The organism is Sphingopyxis chilensis (assembly GCF_035930445.1).
GTDB lineage: Bacteria > Pseudomonadota > Alphaproteobacteria > Sphingomonadales > Sphingomonadaceae > Sphingopyxis > Sphingopyxis chilensis.
Genome location: NZ_CP142394.1, coordinates 1242079 through 1258954, shown reverse-complemented (window position 1 = coordinate 1258954; position 16876 = coordinate 1242079). Strand labels below are relative to the sequence as shown.

17 protein-coding genes are annotated in these 16876 nt (G+C 65.8%); 10 read left to right on the top strand and 7 right to left on the bottom strand.

Translation table 11 applies throughout. The features are described from left to right. Window positions 1-2: 2 nt before the first annotated feature. Window positions 3-1127, bottom strand: a complete 1125-nt coding sequence (locus VSX79_RS05675; RefSeq protein ID WP_326915225.1) for an NAD(P)-dependent alcohol dehydrogenase — start codon at window positions 1125-1127, stop codon at window positions 3-5. Between the two features lies 1 nt (window position 1128). Continuing rightward, window positions 1129-1374: a ferredoxin gene (locus VSX79_RS05670; RefSeq protein ID WP_326914722.1), complete on the bottom strand. Its 246-nt coding sequence runs from the start codon at window positions 1372-1374 to the stop codon at window positions 1129-1131. Between the two features lie 233 nt (window positions 1375-1607). Here VSX79_RS05670 and VSX79_RS05665 point away from each other — a divergent pair, with 233 nt between their 5' ends. After that, window positions 1608-2363: a TetR/AcrR family transcriptional regulator gene (locus tag VSX79_RS05665; protein WP_326914721.1), complete on the top strand. Its 756-nt coding sequence runs from the start codon at window positions 1608-1610 to the stop codon at window positions 2361-2363. Between the two features lie 189 nt (window positions 2364-2552). Here VSX79_RS05665 and VSX79_RS05660 read toward each other — a convergent pair whose 3' ends face one another. Next, entirely contained in the window at window positions 2553-2987 is a 435-nt protein-coding gene (locus tag VSX79_RS05660; RefSeq protein ID WP_326915224.1) for a PilZ domain-containing protein, read from the bottom strand. Window positions 2988-3455: 468 nt separating this feature from the next. Between VSX79_RS05660 and VSX79_RS05655 the strand changes: the two genes are divergently transcribed. After that, window positions 3456-3770: a hypothetical protein gene (locus VSX79_RS05655; protein WP_326914720.1), complete on the top strand. Its 315-nt coding sequence runs from the start codon at window positions 3456-3458 to the stop codon at window positions 3768-3770. Further along, on the top strand, window positions 3767-5038 hold the full coding sequence (locus VSX79_RS05650) for a cation:proton antiporter (protein WP_326914719.1): 1272 nt from the start codon (window positions 3767-3769) through the stop codon (window positions 5036-5038). The genes VSX79_RS05655 and VSX79_RS05650 overlap by 4 nt, the downstream gene beginning before the upstream one ends. Before the next feature lie 131 nt (window positions 5039-5169). Here VSX79_RS05650 and VSX79_RS05645 read toward each other — a convergent pair whose 3' ends face one another. Together VSX79_RS05645 and VSX79_RS05640 are read right to left on the bottom strand one after the other, a co-directional pair. Continuing rightward, entirely contained in the window at window positions 5170-5934 is a 765-nt protein-coding gene (locus VSX79_RS05645) for an enoyl-CoA hydratase-related protein (protein ID WP_326914718.1), read from the bottom strand. Window positions 5935-6086: 152 nt separating this feature from the next. Then, window positions 6087-7082 (bottom strand): NAD(P)H-dependent flavin oxidoreductase, encoded by a 996-nt coding sequence (locus VSX79_RS05640; protein WP_326914717.1) that lies wholly within the window; start codon window positions 7080-7082, stop codon window positions 6087-6089. A 186-nt stretch (window positions 7083-7268) separates the two neighbouring features. Here VSX79_RS05640 and VSX79_RS05635 point away from each other — a divergent pair, with 186 nt between their 5' ends. The 7 genes from VSX79_RS05635 to VSX79_RS05605 all read left to right on the top strand — a co-directional run bounded on the left by VSX79_RS05635 (window position 7269) and on the right by VSX79_RS05605 (window position 14419). Continuing rightward, a complete protein-coding gene (locus tag VSX79_RS05635) occupies window positions 7269-7850 on the top strand; it encodes a 2-hydroxychromene-2-carboxylate isomerase (protein ID WP_326914716.1) in 582 nt (193 codons plus the stop codon). Continuing rightward, window positions 7847-8542, top strand: coding sequence for an SDR family NAD(P)-dependent oxidoreductase (locus VSX79_RS05630; RefSeq protein ID WP_326914715.1), 696 nt, complete (start codon window positions 7847-7849; stop codon window positions 8540-8542). Before VSX79_RS05635 ends, VSX79_RS05630 begins: the two co-directional genes overlap by 4 nt. Then, window positions 8542-10197, top strand: coding sequence for a long-chain-fatty-acid--CoA ligase (locus VSX79_RS05625; RefSeq protein ID WP_326914714.1), 1656 nt, complete (start codon window positions 8542-8544; stop codon window positions 10195-10197). The genes VSX79_RS05630 and VSX79_RS05625 overlap by 1 nt, the downstream gene beginning before the upstream one ends. Continuing rightward, on the top strand, window positions 10194-10943 hold the full coding sequence (locus VSX79_RS05620) for an SDR family NAD(P)-dependent oxidoreductase (protein WP_326914713.1): 750 nt from the start codon (window positions 10194-10196) through the stop codon (window positions 10941-10943). The genes VSX79_RS05625 and VSX79_RS05620 overlap by 4 nt, the downstream gene beginning before the upstream one ends. Continuing rightward, window positions 10943-11548, top strand: a complete 606-nt coding sequence (locus VSX79_RS05615) for a 2-hydroxychromene-2-carboxylate isomerase (protein WP_326914712.1) — start codon at window positions 10943-10945, stop codon at window positions 11546-11548. Before VSX79_RS05620 ends, VSX79_RS05615 begins: the two co-directional genes overlap by 1 nt. Window positions 11549-11609: 61 nt before the next feature. Continuing rightward, window positions 11610-13841: a TonB-dependent receptor gene (locus tag VSX79_RS05610; protein ID WP_326914711.1), complete on the top strand. Its 2232-nt coding sequence runs from the start codon at window positions 11610-11612 to the stop codon at window positions 13839-13841. An 80-nt stretch (window positions 13842-13921) separates the two neighbouring features. Then, window positions 13922-14419, top strand: coding sequence for a winged helix-turn-helix transcriptional regulator (locus tag VSX79_RS05605; protein WP_326914710.1), 498 nt, complete (start codon window positions 13922-13924; stop codon window positions 14417-14419). 82 nt (window positions 14420-14501) lie between these two features. Here the strand turns inward: VSX79_RS05605 and VSX79_RS05600 are convergent, their stop codons facing one another. Next, on the bottom strand, window positions 14502-15626 hold the full coding sequence (locus tag VSX79_RS05600) for an acyl-CoA dehydrogenase family protein (protein WP_326914709.1): 1125 nt from the start codon (window positions 15624-15626) through the stop codon (window positions 14502-14504). A gap of 22 nt (window positions 15627-15648) precedes the next feature. Further along, window positions 15649-16836, bottom strand: coding sequence for an acyl-CoA dehydrogenase family protein (locus VSX79_RS05595; protein WP_326914708.1), 1188 nt, complete (start codon window positions 16834-16836; stop codon window positions 15649-15651). Window positions 16837-16876: the final 40 nt, after the last annotated feature.

The window sequence follows — 16876 nt, the reverse complement described above, 5'->3', positions numbered from 1 at the left end:
GGTCAGTCCGCCTGCGGGCCCGCGGCCGCATCGCCGGGGAGGAGAATGGGCTTGATCGCCGCGCCCGATTTGAAGTCGCGCTCGGCCTCGTTGATCCTGGCGAGCGGATAATAGGAGACGAGGCGTTCGAAGGGAAAACGGCCCTCCTTCCAGAGTTCGATAAGCTGCGGGATCAGGACGTGCGGGACCGAATTTCCCTCGATGATGAAGGATATCTGCTGGCCGGCCATCAAGGCCTCCTGGGGAAGATCGAGCGGAGCGCCGCCGCCGCCGACCAGGCCAAGCTTGCCGCGGGTCCGCAGCGATCCGAGCGCGGCGGCGATCACCGATGGCACAGCCGTCGTATCGAGTGCATGCGTCGCCCCGCCCCCGGTCAGCGCCACGATCTGCGCGGCGATGTCGGGATCATTCCCCGCGATGCAGTGCGTCGCGCCGAGATCCTGCGCGAGGTCGAGCCGATTGGGGTGGAGATCGACGGCAATGATCGTCCGCGCGCCGGCGACGCGCGCGGCCATGACCGCCGCCAGTCCCACCGCGCCGGTTCCGAAGACGACAAGGCTGCTGTCGAAGCGAACCTCGAGCGCGTTGAGCACAGCGCCGGCACCCGTCTGGATCCCGCAGCCGAGCGGGCCCAGAAGTTCGAGCGGTAGGTCCGGGTCGACCTTCACCACATTGCGCTCGGTTGCGAGCGAGTGGGTTGCGAAGGAGGATTGGCCGAACCAGCGCGTCTGGAGTTCCACGCCGCCGGCATCGCGGCCCGCGCCATTTGTTCCGGGCCGCAGCCCCAGTTCGTTGCGATCGCTGAACTCGGCGCAGAAGGACGGCTGGCCGGTATGGCATTTCTCGCACCAGCCGCAGGAATCATAAGTCAGCACGACATGATCGCCCACGGCGACGCGGGTTACTGCGGTGCCGACGGCCTCGACGACGCCCGCCCCTTCATGCCCGAGCACCGCGGGGAGCGGGGCCCATTCGGGCGGCAGGTGCCGGACCACGAGATCGGTATGACACAGGCCGGCGCCGACGATCCGGACGAGTATCTCGTGGGCGCCGGGCGCAGGAAGGTCGAGCGGCTCGAGCGTGAAAGGCGCTCCGGCGCTGCGGAGGACCGCGGCGGTGGCGCTTATGCTATGCACCGGGCGTCTCCCGCGCCGGGCTCTCGCTCTCCTCGCCCGCCGCGGCGAGCGCGATCGCGGCCGCCGGGCATACCCGGGCCGAATCCCGCACCGCGCGGGTACCCGCCTCGTCCGCTTCGTCGACCTCGTCCCGAAGAAGGACGACCACGCCGTCGTCATCCTGATCGAAGATCTGGGGAGCAAGCATCACGCACTGGCCCGAAGCCACGCATTTTTCCGGGAATATTTTCACGCGCATTGGGGCACCGCTCTCTACCAAATTCTCGAGTCGAAATGCTCGATGCGGTGCAGAATATGATTCGACAAAAAAAGATAAATACAAACATTCTTGACTGATGTTTGCGAATCTTACTCAGAATATCTAAAGTATATAAAAACAATATATGCGATCTATATTCACATTAGTGAGGGATCATAACCAAAGTTATGCATCATAACCATAGATGAATAGCTCATAGACAGAGCAAAATCATGGCCGCGCGCTTGTCGCGGCCGCCCATTCTATCGTTGACAATCGGACCAAGTACCCGCACCTTGCCGCTCATAAGCAAATACCCGCACGACAATGTCGGGGGAGAGATGGACCAAGCGCAAGCCAGCCGTGTGAGCGAACCCTGTGTTACGCCGCTGCGAGAGCGGCGCAGGCAAGAGACGATCAACGAGATACTCGATCTGTCGATCAGCGTGATCCGGCAGGAGGGGGTCGCCGGGCTCAATCTTACGACCGTGGCGCGCCAACTCGGCGTCCAGCCCACTGCGCTCTACAAATATTTTCCTTCGCTCGTCGCCGTATATGACGGCCTCTATCGCCGCGCGGGAAGCGACGTTCTCCATGAGGTGGAAATAGCGGTCGCGGCGTCGCAGCCGGGCATGACGTCGCTCCAGGACGCGATGAGCGCGGTCGACCGATGGGCGGCCATGAACCCGGAACTGGCCCAACTCCTTATCGGGCGGCCCATCCCCGGCTATTATCCGGCGCCCGACGCGCTCGATCCGAGCATTCGCATCCTCGAGATATTCCGGCGCTCGCTCGACGAGGCGATTGCCCTCAAGGAAGTCGACGCGCGGGCAACGGGGTCGCGGCCGGTGCTCATGCTGGCCGCCTTGCTCACGGGCGTGTCCACGCTCCGCATGGTCCATGCCGACGAGCCGCCCTACCAAGGCGATATCGAAGGCTTGATACCCGATCTGGTGAGCATGTTTATCAGGGCCTTCCCGCCCCAATAGCCAATCGGCCCATCCAGGGCCGCGCCCCCGCGCCCTGGCAGCAAGCAGCGCCCAGGCCGGACAGCCTGCCCATGGCCGCCATAATGCGGAAATTTGGCTGCCATATCAGCGCCGAAACTGCGCGATGTTTTCAAGGTCAGCGTGCCCCAACGGGTGCCTGAACCAGAGGCCGCCCCGGAAATCTCGCGATCAGCGGACGAGGGCCTGGCGCCCCAGTTCGCCCCCGGGCAGGAGCAGGCCGAGTTCGATGCCGGGCTCGACCGGCACGTCGCAGCGAAAGCCCGCCCCGGTATGCGAAATATCGACAAGGTCGATCGCCCGCGCGCCGTCCCCCAAGGTGATGATCGCCTCGGCTTCGACGGGCAAGCGAAGCGCGCGATATCCTTCGGCGCGCTGTTCGGCGGCCAGCGAACGAAGGATCGCCGCCGCGTCGATTTCAGCCGCAAAGGCAATGCCGCAGCGCCCTTTCTCGGCCCACACGACGTCGCCGGCGAGACCGACATTCTCGGAGAGCGATATCTCCAGTCTTTCGACGATCGCGACCGGCACGTCGGCGGCGTGCATCATTCCCGCGTTGGATATGTTGCGCACGCGCCAGAGGCCCGTATCACCGGCTCGCAGCACGCAAGCGATACGGCAGACGGCCTTGTGCCGGTCGGCGCTCCGCCGCTCGGCCACGCCGATTGCGGCAAGTCCGCCGCTTTCTTCACCAAGCCCTGAATGAATGGATAGGTCCCTCTCGCATCCTGTCCGGGTGCAGGCCCTGCCGAGGAGGGGACCCTGCACTGCCTGTGCCGAGGCCGGATTACCACCCGGCGCAAAACAGCCGCAGCGCCCCTGCGAACGGCCTCATGGTCCCGAGGTTTCAATTATCGCATTTTTAGGTTGCCGCAAGACCGCCTGCCGCGCGTTTCCAATACGATGCCCCGGCACCTTCGCTCGCGCACGCGATATCCGCCATGCAAATAATGGTTATTCATTTGGCGGTTAGGCGATCCGAATACGTTGCTTTACGCGAAAGCCCGCGCGGATTCGGCCGGCAGCGACAGCTCCAGGCCAACGACGTCCCTGCCGCCAATGAATGGATATCTTGTGCTCAAGGCTTTCGACCATCCACGGGCCGCTTGCGACCCTCTCTCGGAATTTCTCATCCGGGCGCCCGATGCGCGCAGTTTCCGGATGTGCAGGCTCGACCGGCGCCTCGTCGCGCATATGGGCCGCCATTTGCCCGCGCAAACCGCGGCATGCGTCATGGACACCTTCGGGATCAGCATCAATTCCTGGGTCAAGATGCGCGAAGATCAACCGGTCCGCCGGGCGCTTGCCGAACGCCTGATCATGCGTCTCAAGGCCTCGGGGTTGCTCCCGGAAAGCATCGGCGACGATGCGGCCATGACATGCCGATGATCTCGACGATAGCGCTTGCCTGCGCCGGGAGCGCGGCCGCGGCGATCGTCGCCCGATGGATTCCCAAGGCGCTGGTCCCAGCGCTCGTGTTCGAGATCGCCTTCGGCATCGCCATGGGTCCAAGCGGGCTTGCGCTGCTCGCCCCTGGTCCCACGATGGACATGCTCGCGCTGATAGGCTTCGCGGTGCTGATGCTGGTCGCGGGCCTCGAAATCGATCTCGGTATGCTGCTCGGACGCCAGCGAACTAGCGGCGGCGCTAGCCCGCTCGCGCTCGCGCTTGCGATGTCGCTTCTGACTGTCGCGCTTGCCGGGTTTGGCGTCCTTATACTGCTTGGCCCTGATACGCCCCTCGCGCACCTTGCGATCTACGCGGTCATTCTTTCGACCACCTCGGTCGGCGTTGTCGTCCCGGCCATCCAGGAACGCCGCCTTGCCGATAGCACATATGGGCAGACCATCCTTTCGACCGCACTTCTCGCCGATTTCGTCACGATGATCGCGATTTCGGCGCTGGCCGGCATCGTCGTGAGCGGCCGGGCCGTGGGCGCATCGGGCAGCTTCCTGCTCGTCGGCCTCGCCGCCGCCGCGATCTGGCTTTTGCCGGCTCTCCTCGCGCGCGTGCCAGCCGCGCGCCTCGACAGCCGAACGAGCCTTCCGCTGGTCCGTGCGAGCCTCGCGTTGCTCTTCCTCGCCGCGTGGCTTGCCGAGGTCATGGGATCGGAACTGGTTCTCGCCGCTTTCCTCGCCGGGCTCCTGCTCGGCCGGATCATCCCACGCGGCAGTCACCGGCGCGAGACGATCGAGGCGATCGGTTATGGCTTCATCATCCCCTTCTTCTTCATCAACGTCGGGGTCAAGTTCGACCTCGCCGCGCTCGCTGCGTCGCCGACCGCGCTCCTTCTCGTTCCGGGATTCCTCGCGGTGGCCTTCGCCAACAAGATGCTTCCCGCCCTGCTGCTCGCGCGCGCGCATGGCTGGCGGAAAGCGATCGCGGCAGGCCTTCTCCTCAGCGTTCGCCTGAGCCTCATCGTCGCAGCCTCGGACATCGCGACGCGGATCGGCGTCTTCGATGCCGCGACCAATGCCGCGATGGTACTGGTCGCGATCATCAGCGCGCTCGTGGCGCCGCTCCTGTTCAACATACTGACCGACGACGGGCCGGCACACGATGACCGTCCTGCCATGCGGCCCGAAGCGGTCACGCCAGCCGAGCCCCGGCGCGCGGCACCTGCGCGCGAACCGGTCACAGAAGCGGCAGGCCTTTGACATCGGCGTCGGCTGCCGCCCTTGGCGGGCGGCCTGACTTCCGCCGCCCGGCACTGCGCCATTTTACATGTCCTGCGTAAGGCAAAAACCCATGCAGGAGCGTGGCACCGGCGCGTACCGACGCGCCCCGGTCAGTCGAACTTCGAGAAATCCGGCGCCCGGCGCTCGGCGAAGGCGGCGAAAGCCTCCTTGGCCTCGGGGCTCGCCAGCCGCGCCGCAAATTCCCTGCCTTCGCAGTCCATCTGATCGACTACCGCAAGCGTCCGCTTCATGAGCGCCTTGGTTGCGGTGACCGACGCCCGCGGCTGGCGCGCCAGGCGCGACGCCACTTCAAGCGCAGCCGGACGCAGCGCGGCGGGTTCGACGACACGGTTGGCGATGCCCCAGGCATGCGCGTCCGCCGCGGCGATCGGCTCGCCGAGCGCGAATGCGGCGAAAGCGCGTGCGTGGCCGATCCGCAGCGGAAGAAGCAGGCTCGACGCCGCCTCGGGAACGAGCGCGAGATTGACGAAAGGCGTGGTAAGGATCGTCCCTTCGGCCAGAAGCACATAGTCGCAGTGGAGGAGCATGGTCGTGCCGACGCCGACCGCCCGCCCCTGGACCGCCGCCACGAGCGGCAGGCTACAGCCGGCAATCGCGCGGAGGAAGCGATCAACGTTGCGCGGCGCGTCGCTTGCGCCGGCGCTGGCGAAATCGCTCACATCATTGCCCGCCGTGTACATGTCGCCTTCGCCGGCGATGAGGATGACCCGCACCTCGCGGTCGCTCTCGGCTGCCGCGAATGCATCGGCAAGTGCGCCATACATGGCGTCGGTGAGCGCGTTCTTCTTGTCCGCGCGATCGAGGACCAGCTGCAATATGCCGTCCGACTTCGTGATCCTTACATGGTCCGCCATATCATTTCCTTTCGATCGCCCGCTTGGCGCGGCGCGTAAATATCCGTTGCGGTCCGGGGACGCCGCGTGCCGCATCCGGTCCGCGCGAAGCTTTAAACCGGTATCGCCCGAGAGGAGCGGATCGAGCGATCCCGGCGAAACGGAGGGCGGGCTTACGCCGCAGCGCGCGCCGGCTCCTCGACCAGCCCGGCCAGCCGGCCGGCGATGATGTCCCTCGCCTCGCTCATAATCCGCTCGACGAGTTCGCCGACCGTCGGAATGTCGTGAATGAGCCCCGCGACCATGCCGCAACTCCAGGCACCTGCGTCCATGTCGCCGTCGCGCATGACGCGGGGATAGACGCCCGCGACCTCGGGCGCGATATCGGCAAAGCCGATCGCATCGCCAAGCGCGCGCTCCTTCTCGAGCAGGCGTTCGACCCCGGCGTTGGCGAGCACGCGTTCGGTGTTGCGCAAGGGACGCATCACGAGCCGCGTGTCGAGTTCGCTCGCCGCGACGATCGCATCCTTCACATTCTGGTGCACCGGCGCCTCGACCGTCGCGACGAAGCGCGTTCCCATGTTCATGCCGTCCGCGCCCATCGCGAGCGCCGCGACCAGCGAACGCGCATCGGCCATTCCCCCCGAGGCAACGAAGGGAATTTTGAGCTCGTCGGCGGCGCGTGGCAGCAGGATCATGTTCGGCACGTCATCTTCGCCCGGATGCCCGCCGCATTCGAAGCCGTCGACGCTCACCGCGTCGCACCCGATCGCCTCGGCTTTCAGCGCGTGACGCACCGAGGTGCATTTATGGATGACCTTGACTCCGGCCTCCTTCAGCGCGGGCAGCCATTGCTGCGGATTGTTGCCCGCCGTCTCCACCGCCTTGATCCCGCCGTCGAGAATCGCCTTCACATAGCCGGGATAGTCGGGCGGCGTGACCGACGGCAGGAAGGTCAGGTTCACGCCGAAAGGCTTGTCGGTCAATTCGCGGCAGCGCGCGATCTCGTCGGCGAGTGCGGCGGGGCTCGGCTGGGTGAGCGCGGTGATTAGCCCGAGGCCGCCGGCGTTGGCGACGGCGGCGGCCAGTTCGGCGAAGCCGACATAGTGCATACCCCCCTGGATGATCGGATAACGAATTTCGAAGAGGTCGGTAATCCTCGTGCGCATTGGCCTTGCTCCCTATCCATCTCTCAATGTCAGTTCGATTATAGAATGTGACATACCGGGCACAACAGATATTCTCGTCCCTAGCCATTATGTCTGCGAATTTTTGCCGTTGCACAAGTTCTATTTTCGAACTAACTCACCTCAACCGGCCAGAGAGTCGGCGTTCCGGAAGGAGGAGGCCAAGCCATGCGACGCATTGAGTTCCACTTCGATTTTCGCAGCCCCTACAGCTATCTGGCCTTGTCGCAGCTGCCCTCGCTGGACGCCGAAATCCTCTACCGCCCGTTCGACGTGCTCAGCGTCATGGACCGGGTGGGCAATGTGCCCACCAGCGTCGTCTGCCGGCCCAAGGGGGACTATGTGCAGCGCGACATGCGGCGCTGGGCGAAGCGTTACGGCATTCCCTTTCAGCCCAACCCCGCGATGCGCGAGGCCGACATGACGAGGTTGCCCCGCGCGGCCATCGCGGCCGATCGCATCGGCGCCGCCGATACCGCCGTCGCCGCGCTCTTCGCAGCGCTCTGGCGCGAGCCCGCCCCGCTCGCCACGCGCGAAGACATATTCGCGATCCTCAAGGGCGCCGGAATCGACCCCGCATCGCTCGGCGACATCGATGCGCCGGACCTTGCGCGCGCGTTCGAGGAGGCGACCGATGCCGCCGCCAAGCGCGGCCTGTTCGGTTCGCCGACCTTTTTCGTCGGAGACGAGATGTTCTTCGGAAACGATCGTCTCGATTTTGTCTCTCAAGCCCTGGAGCAAATACATTGAAACCCCTTGCCATCATCACCGGCGTCGGCCCGGGTACGGGGGCCGCACTGGCCCGGCGCTTTCACGCGGGCGGCTACCGCGTCGCGATGCTGGCGCGCGATGCGAACCGCCTGGACGCGCTCGCCGAAGAACTGCCGGGATCGATCGCCATCGGCTGCGATGTCGGCGACCCCGCCGCCCTCGCCCAAGCGCTCGATCGGGCGGCGGCCGAAGGCGGCGATCCCAAGGTGCTGATTCACAATGCGGTCGGCGGCGCGATCGGATCCTTCCTCGATGTCGAGCCTTCGGTGCTCGAGGTCAATTTCCACGTCAACGTGATGGCGCTCTATCATATGGCGCGCTGGGGCGCCGAGCGGATGAAGGCGCAAGGCGGCGCGATCCTCGTCACCGGCAATACGTCGTCCGAGCGCGGCCGCGCGCGATTTGCCGGGTTCGCGCCGACCAAGGCGGCGCAGCGCATCCTCACCGAATCGATCGCGCGCGAACTCTGGCCGCTCGGCATCCATGTCGCCTATTTCGTCATCGACGCGGTAATCGACGTCCCCTGGACGCGCGAGCGCTTCGCCGGCAAGCCCGATGATTTCTTCATCCAGCCCGCGGACATCGCCGACGAGGCCTTTCATGTCGCGCACCAGCCCAAAAGCGCCTGGTCCTTCCGCACCGAAATCCGCCCGTTCGGCGAGGATTGGTGATGGGCGCCGCAATGCCAGCGCTCGACGGGATGATGCAGGATTGGCCGCTGACGGTCGATCGCATCATCGATCATGCCGCGCGCATGTTTCCCGATATCGAAGTCGTGACGCGTCGGCATAGCGGCGCGATCGTCCGTACCGGCTATGCCGCGCTCGCCGAAGAGGCGCGACTCCTGTCGCGCGCACTCGCCTCGCAGGGCATCGGCGCGGGCGACCGCGTGGCGACGCTCTCGGGCAATTGCGATCATCATCTCGCGCTCTGGTACGCCATCTCCGGAATGGGCGCGGTCACGCACCCGCTCAATCCGCGCCTCGCGCGCGACCAACTGGCCTGGATCGCGAACCAGGCCGGGGACCGCATCCTGTTCGTCGACCCGGGCTTCGTCGACCTTGCCGAGGCCCTTGCCCCCGATCTCGCATCGGTCGAGACCTTCGTCGTCCTCGCGCCGCGCGCCGAGGTTCCGCCGAACCGCCTAGACGCGCTCGGCCTCGACGAGTTTCTCGATCTCGGCCGCGCCGCGCCCGATGCCGGCTGGGGCGGCTTTCCCGAGAGCCGCGCCTGTTCGCTCTTCTATACATCGGGCACGACGAGCGCGCCGAAGGGTGTTCTCTATTCGCATCGGTCTTGCCTGCTCAACGCGATGCTGATCAGCCTCGGCCTCGAACTCAACACCGACGAGACGTTGATGCCCGTCGTGCCGCTCTTTCATGCGAACGGCTGGGGCTTCGGCCATATCGCGCCGATGCTCGGCAAGCGGCTCGTCCTGCCCGGCCCCGGGCTCGACCCAGCATCGCTTTTCGAGTTGATGGAGCGCGAAGCGGTGACGACGGCGGCTGGCGTGCCGACGATCTGGACCGGGCTTCTTGCCTATCTGCGCGAGACCGGCGCGCGCCTCACGCACACCCGCCGCCTGCTCGTCGCCGGGTCGGCCGTGCCGACATCGCTCATCCGCGCCTTTCGCGACGAATATGACGTGACGCTGCAACCCGCCTGGGGGATGACCGAAACCAATCCCGCGGGGACCGTCGGCGGCATCGTCCCCGCCGGTATCGAGGGCGACGAAGCCCGCCTCGCCGCCTTCGCCCGGCAGGGGCGCTTCATGTTCGGGGTCGAGATGAGCGTGCGCGGCGCGGACGAGCGCGAGGTACCCTGGGACGGCGCGAGCCCCGGACGCCTCCTCGTGCGCGGCCCCTGCGTCGTCTCGGGCTATTTCGGCGCCGACGCGCCCGCCGTCGACGGCGGCGGCTGGTTCGACACCGGCGATATTGCGGTCGTGCATCCCGACGCGGTCATGCAGATCACCGACCGCGCCAAGGATGTAATCAAGTCGGGCGGCGAATGGATCAGCTCGATCGCGATCGAGGAAGCCGCCGCCTCGCACGCCCAGGTCGAGTCCTGCGCCGTCATCGGGATCGCGCATGAAAAATGGGGCGAACGGCCGCTCCTGTTCATCAAGGCCCGGCCCTCGGCCCGTCTGTCCGAAGACGCGATGCGCACGCATCTCTCGGCGCGGCTCGACCGCTGGTGCATGCCCGACGTCATCGAATTTGTGGAGGATCTGCCGCTCGGAGCGACGGGCAAGGTCGACAAAAAGCAGCTTCGGGCGCGCAGTTCCGCCACCGAAGGGCAAGAAAAAGCGGAAGGAATAGCGTGACAATAAAAGCCAGAAACGCATCGGTCGCGATCATCGGCGCCGGAGACTATATCGGAGCGGCGATCGCGAAGCGATTTGCACGCGAGGGTTTCCTCGTCAAGGTCGGCCGCCGCGGCGGCGACAAGCTGCAACCGCTCGTCGATGAGATCGAAGCGGCGGGCGGACGGGTCGCGGCGCGCGGGCTCGACGCCCGCATCCCCGACGATGTTACCGCCTTCCTCGCCGAGGCCGAGGCAGCCGCACCGCTCGAGGGGGTGATTTTCAACATCGGCGCGAACGTCAATTTTCCGATCCTCGACACAACCGACAGGGTGTTCCGCAAGGTTTGGGAAATGGCCTGTTTTTCGGGCTTCGTCACCGGCCGCGAGGCCGCCCGCATCATGGTTCCGCGCGGCCGCGGCAAGATCTTCTTTACCGGCGCGACCGCGGGGCTGCGCGGCGGTTCAGGCTATGCCGCTTTCGCCGCGGCGAAGTTCGGCCTCCGCGCGGTCGCGCAGTCGATGGCGCGCGAACTGTGGCCGCAGAAGATCCATGTCGCGCATCTCATCATCGATGCCGGCGTCGATACCGCCTTCGTGCGCGACATCATCGCGAAGCGCGAAGGCCGCGAAGCGCTCGACAATCTCGATCCCGACCGGCTGATGCCGCCGGACGCGATCGCCGACGCCTATTGGAATCTTTTCAACCAGCCGCAGGCCGCCTGGACCTTCGAGCAGGAAATCCGTCCATATGGGGAAATCTGGTAATGACGACGACGCATATTGAATATCTCTTCGATTTCGGATCGCCGAACTCCTATCTCGTGACGCGGGTCATTCCCGAGATCGAAGCCAGCGAGCCGGTCATCTTCGATCATATCCCGGTCCTGCTCGGCGGGATTTTCAAGGCGACGGGCAACCGGTCGCCCGCCGACGCCTTTGCCGGCATCGCGGCAAAGCTCGCCTATGAGGAGCTCGAACTCCAGCGCTATTGCCGCCGGCACGGGATCGCCGACTATCGGATGAACCCCCATTTTCCGGTCAATACGCTGAACCTGATGCGCGGCGCCGTCGCCGCCCAGCATCTCGGCGTCTTCCCGGCCTATGAAGAGACGGTCAATCTCGCGATGTGGCGCGAGGGCCTCAAGATGGACGATCCCGAAGTGTTCGTCGCCGCGCTCGATGCCGCCGGCCTGCCCGGGATCGAAATCGCCGCGAAATGCCAGGATCCCGCCATCAAGGCCGAGCTGGTCGCTAACACCGAACGCGCGGTCGCGCGCGGCGCCTTCGGCGCCCCGACCTTCTTCGTCGGCGACGAGATTTTCTTCGGCAAGGACCGCCTCGGCGACGTCATCGAGGCCGCCCGGCCATGATCTAGGCAACAGCGAGTCTCGGGCGTCCGCCCGGCTCACCATTAAAAACAGGGGAATGATTATGCGAACGATTTTCGCCGGCGATGTGTCGCGCCCGGTATTCCTGGCGCTCGCGCTTAGCGGAGCCCATCCCGCCGTCGCGCAGGACAGCGATCCCGCGGTGCCCGCCGCAGAGCCCCCACAGGAGGAGGCGAGCGCGTCGGGCGTCGGCGACATCGTCGTCACCGCTCAGCGCCGCTCGGAAAACCTGCAGGACGTCACGGTCGCGATCAGCGCGCTCGGCGGCGAATCGATCGAAAAATTCGGTATCACCGATGTTCTTGATATCGCTGCGATCACCCCGGGCGTGACGATGACCGAATATAATGTCGGCGAGCCCCAGACCTATATCCGCGGCGTCGGATCGCAGACGGACTCGGCCGCATCCGAAAGCTCGGTGACGATCGCGATGGACGAAGTCTCGATCGGGCGCGGCGGTGCGAGCGCGGCCGCGTTCCTCGACGTCCAGCGCGTCGAGGTGCTGCGCGGTCCGCAAGGGACGCTCTATGGCCGCAACGCGTCGGCGGGTGTCATCGCCTTCTACGCCAACCGCCCGCGCGACCGCTTCGAGGGCTCGCTCGAGGCGTCCTACGGCAGCTTTGGCACCTATGGTGCCAAGGCCGTCGTCAACGCGCCGCTCACCGCAGACGTGGCGCTGCGCATCGCAGGCCAATATTCGCACAGCGACGGCTATGCACGGAATATCCGTACCGGCGAGAAACTGCAGGGCGGCGAGCGCTACAGCGGACGCGCCCAGCTTCAGGGCGAGTTCGGCCGGCTGACCGCGCTGCTCAGCGCCGACTATTCGCGCGACGATTTGAGCGGCGATGCGCGCTACGGCGTCCGCTCGCGCGTAGCGGTTCCGGTCGTGCTGGCGGCGATGAATGCCGACCAGGCCGATCGCACCAGCGTCTGGCAGAGCGAAGGTGTCCCGGGCACCTATCAGAAGCGGCGCAATTATGGCGTGCTGGGCCGGCTCGACTATGACGCGGACTTCGCGACGATCAGTTCGCTAACCGCCTACCGCGACAATGTCGTCGATATCGCAGCCGATCTCGGCGGCCTCCAGGCGCCGTTCCAGTTTCTCGCCGAGGATTATATCGACGATCGCTCGCACCAGTTCAGCCAGGAACTGCGCTTCTCCTCGCCGGACTCGAGTGCGGTCAAATGGGTCGGCGGCCTCTTTTATTATGAGGACCGGGTGAATCGGACCGAGCGCTTCAACGTCGTGGTCAGCGCTCCGTTTCCCGTGGGGCTCGGCGGCGACAACACGGGCATCCAGCGCGCCCGTTCGACCAGCTATGCCCTGTTCGGGCAGTTCACGCTGCCCTTCGCGTCGATCTGGGAATTGACGCTCGGCGGGCGCCTGACCCACGACCGCAAGCGCGTATTCCAGCAGGCGTTGCACAATGCTCCCGCCGGCCAGGGCCTCGGATTCCCCTTCTTCCCGGGTTCGCTTTATGCTCTCGAGACGAAGGCGAGCTTCACCAAGCCGACGTGGCGCGCGATCCTGTCGGTCGAGCCCGAGGCCGGCAAGCGCTTCTATCTGAGTTACGATCGCGGCTACAAGTCGGGCACCTACACCAGCCAGGCGCAAAATGCCGCGCAAGCGGCGTTCCTCGTCAAGCCCGAGCGGCTCGACAGCTTCAACCTCGGCGCCAAGACCTCGTGGCTCGACAATAAGTTCCGCTTCAACGTCGACGCCTTCTATATCGATTACCGCGACCTTCAGGTGTTCGAATTCGGCCAAACGCTCAATTTCGTGCTCGCCAGTGCTAACGCGAAGATCAAGGGGATTGAATTCGACGCGATGGCGGCGCCCGCGCCCTGGTTCCGCGCCGGCACCACCTTCGCCTATCTCGATGGCAAGTTCACGAGCAACCCGACCTTCGCCGGGTCGACGCTCGCATACGACGGCAATGCACTGCCGCGTGCGCCAAAGGTGAAGCTCACCCCCTATGTCGAGGTCGAAGCGACGCTGGCATCGGGCACCGTCACGGCGCGAGCCGATTATGCCTTCCAGGACAGCTACTATTACAACCCGGCGAACGACCCCGGGAGCTACCAGGGGTCCTATGGCGTTCTCGGCGCTTATCTCGCCTGGGAAAGCGACAGCGGGTACAAGATCGCGCTCACCGGCGACAATATCCTGAACGCCAGATATTCGGTCCACTCGATCAGCTTCCAAGGACTGGGCCTGCGCCTTTATGCGCCTCCCCGCTCCGTCATCCTGGCGGTCAGCAAGAAATTCTGACGATATCCGGTGCCGGCGTTCGCGCCGGCACCGGCACATCCTACCGGTTTCGCGCAGGACGAACACAGGCGGAGACGCAAATGATCGAGCATGACACGCCCGATACCCTCTGCCCGGTCACGCTGTCCCAAAGCGTCGCGGGCGACCGCTGGAACCTGCTGATCCTACGCGAGATTTTCCTCGGCAACCTTCGCTTCGAACAGATCCAGGCGCATACCGGCGCAACGCCGCAGATCCTTACGGTCCGGCTGAAACGGCTCGAGGCGAACGGCATGGTCGAGCGGCGCCTCTACAGCGAGCGTCCGCCCCGCCATGAGTATCGCCCGACCGCGAAAGGCGAGGCCTTTCATGCGGTGCTGCTCACGTTGCGTGCTTGGGGTGAGGGCTGGTGCAAGGCGCCCGGTGCCGAGCGTGCGGTCGAATACATCCATTGCGATTGCGAAGGACTGGCCGGTCTGGGCCCGGCCTGCGCCGCATGCGGCGCCCCCGTCGAATGGAAAGACCTGCGCGCCGAACCCGGCGTCGCTTACGGGAAGGAACGCGAGGCGCGCTGGCGAGCCTTCAAGGCCCGGCGCTGAGCCGGCGGCCCCGGCCCGCCAAATCGCTTGCACTATCGACGCAGACCAGCCGACAGGGATTGATCCCGGTTCGAGCCGGCGATCACGCCGCCTCCATCTCGAGCGCGACAAAGCGATCGAGATGGGCCCGGACGTCACCATGCTGCATTGTGAGCGCGATCATCCGCTTCGCATAATCGCCGATCGAGAGTTCCTGCGTCATGCCCATGCCGCCATGGATCTGGATCGCCTCTTCGGCGATCAGCCGGCCGGCCTCTGCGATCTGCACTTTCGCCGCTGACACCGCGGCGCTGCGGCGGTTCGCCATGCCGAACAGCGCCGGCAGCGTTGCGGCCATCCCTCGCGCCTCGCTCTCGGCGACATACATGTCGACGAGACGATGCTGCAGCGCCTGGAAACGTCCGATCGGCTGGCCGAACTGCTGGCGCACCTTGGCATATTCGACCGTCGCGGCGTTGAGCACCGACATGATTCCGAGCGCCTCGGCGCATTGTGCTGCGACCGCAAAATCCACCGCATCGCCGAGCGCCGCGCACGCGTCGCCGCCCGCTCCGAGCAGCGCGCCTGCCGGTACGAGGACGCCCGAAAGCGATATGTCGGCGGCGCCCCGCCCGTCGAGGGTCCGATAGCGTTCGATGCCAACGCCCGCGGCCTGGGGATCGACGATGAAAAGCGCGAGCGCTCCGTCCCCCGCAGCGCCGATGCGCGCCGAGACGAGCAGCCGGTCCGCCCACCCCGCCGCGGCGGCAACGGCCTTTGCTCCGTCGATGCGATATTCCTCGCCCTCCGGGATCGCCACCGTGCGGACATCGTCGGCGCCGTTCGCATAGCCTTCCTCATGGGCCAGCGCCCAGATCGCGTCACCCGCCATGATCGGGGGCAGAAGGTCGCTGCGCTGCGCGGCGGTGCCGAGCTTCGCGATCAGCGTTCCGGCGACGATCGCGGTCTCGGAAAAAGGCTCGACCACGAGGCGGCGGCCAAATTCCTCCATGACGACGAGGGCCTCCTCGATGCCTTGGGCGAAACCGCCCGCCTCGGCCGGGATCGCGGCGGCGAAGAGGCCGAGTTCTGCCATCTCGCGCCAGATGTCGCGCGACCATCCGGCCTCCGACGCGGCGATTTCGCGCCGGCGCTCGATGTCGTACCGCGCCCCGAGAAACTTCGCGACGCTGTCGCGGAGCAGGCCATGGTCTTCCTTATCGCTCAATGTTCGTCTCCCCTGTCCCCGCTCAAAGCCCGAGGACCTGCTTCGCTATGATGTTGCGCTGGATCTCGTTCGATCCGCCGTAGATCGTCTTCTTCCGCGCATTCAGCCATTCCTGCATCGCGGTGATGCTGCCTTCAGGGCCCGGGTGAGGGAGACGGGTGCCGCCGCGGTCCGCATGGTTGATGAGGCCGTAAACCCCGGCCGCCTCGGTCGCGAGGCGGGTGATCTCCTGATAGATTTCGGTGCCGCGGATCTTGAATAGCGACGCCTCGAACCCGGGTTCGCGCCCTTGCTCGACCGCTCTCAGCACGGCCATCTCGGTCGCCTCGAGCGCGCGGAGCGCGATTTCGGCGCGTGCAACCTTGCGGGCGAAATCGGGGTGCCGCAGGATCGGCGCGCCGGGCGGATTGGCCGCGGCCACGCGCTTCAGCAGGTCGATCGCCGCGCGCGATCGCGGCGTGCTCGCCATGCTCGTCCGTTCGTTGCCGAGCAGGAACTTGGCATAGGTCCAGCCCCTGTCTTCCTCGCCGATCCGGTTCGCGACCGGCACGCGGACGTCGTCGAAGAAGACATCGTTGACCTCGTGCGCACCGTCGAGGGTGATGATCGGCCGGACCGAGACGCCGGGCGACGCCATATCGATCAGAAGGAAGGAGATGCCCTGCTGCGCCTTCGCCGCGGGGTTGGTGCGCACGAGCGCGAAAATCCAGTCGGCGTGCTGCGCGAGAGTCGTCCAGGTCTTGTGGCCGTTCACGACATAATGGTCGCCGTCGCGCACCGCTCTCGTGCGGACATTGGCGAGGTCCGACCCGGCCCCCGGCTCCGAATAGCCCTGGCACCACCAGTCGTCGCCCGACAGGATGCGCGGCAGGAAGCGCGCCTTTTGCGCCTCGGTGCCATAGGTGTAGATAACGGGTCCCACCATCGTGAGGCTGAAGGCGAGAAGCGGCAGCGTATCGGCGGCAGCCAGTTCCTGCTCCCAGATATGCTGCTGCGCGATCGACCAGCCCGCACCGCCATATTCGGCGGGCCAATGCGGGGCGGACCAGCCCTTTTTGTGGAGGACGCGGTGCCAGAGGAGCTGCTGCTCCTTGTCGAGTTCCTCATAGGGCGCGGCGACGCGCATTTCCTGAGGATAATGGTCGCGAATGAAGCTGCGCACCTCTTCCCGGAACGCGTCGTCGTCCCGCGCTGCTGCCGTATCGGCCATGCCTGCATACCCTTCCCGGATCATCGATTCCAATTAAGTT

What these genes read in the sequence shown, in the direction of transcription:
- VSX79_RS05670 (WP_326914722.1), bottom strand. Translation starts at nt 1,374, where the DNA reads ATGCGCGTGAAAATATTCCCGGAAAAATGCGTGGCTTCGGGCCAGTGC.
- VSX79_RS05665 (WP_326914721.1), top strand. Translation starts at nt 1,608, where the DNA reads ATGGCCGCGCGCTTGTCGCGGCCGCCCATTCTATCGTTGACAATCGGA.
- VSX79_RS05650 (WP_326914719.1), top strand. Translation starts at nt 3,767, where the DNA reads ATGATCTCGACGATAGCGCTTGCCTGCGCCGGGAGCGCGGCCGCGGCG.
- VSX79_RS05645 (WP_326914718.1), bottom strand. Translation starts at nt 5,934, where the DNA reads ATGGCGGACCATGTAAGGATCACGAAGTCGGACGGCATATTGCAGCTG.
- VSX79_RS05640 (WP_326914717.1), bottom strand. Translation starts at nt 7,082, where the DNA reads ATGCGCACGAGGATTACCGACCTCTTCGAAATTCGTTATCCGATCATC.
- VSX79_RS05635 (WP_326914716.1), top strand. Translation starts at nt 7,269, where the DNA reads ATGCGACGCATTGAGTTCCACTTCGATTTTCGCAGCCCCTACAGCTAT.
- VSX79_RS05625 (WP_326914714.1), top strand. Translation starts at nt 8,542, where the DNA reads ATGGGCGCCGCAATGCCAGCGCTCGACGGGATGATGCAGGATTGGCCG.
- VSX79_RS05615 (WP_326914712.1), top strand. Translation starts at nt 10,943, where the DNA reads ATGACGACGACGCATATTGAATATCTCTTCGATTTCGGATCGCCGAAC.
- VSX79_RS05610 (WP_326914711.1), top strand. Translation starts at nt 11,610, where the DNA reads ATGCGAACGATTTTCGCCGGCGATGTGTCGCGCCCGGTATTCCTGGCG.
- VSX79_RS05605 (WP_326914710.1), top strand. Translation starts at nt 13,922, where the DNA reads ATGATCGAGCATGACACGCCCGATACCCTCTGCCCGGTCACGCTGTCC.
- VSX79_RS05595 (WP_326914708.1), bottom strand. Translation starts at nt 16,836, where the DNA reads ATGGCCGATACGGCAGCAGCGCGGGACGACGACGCGTTCCGGGAAGAG.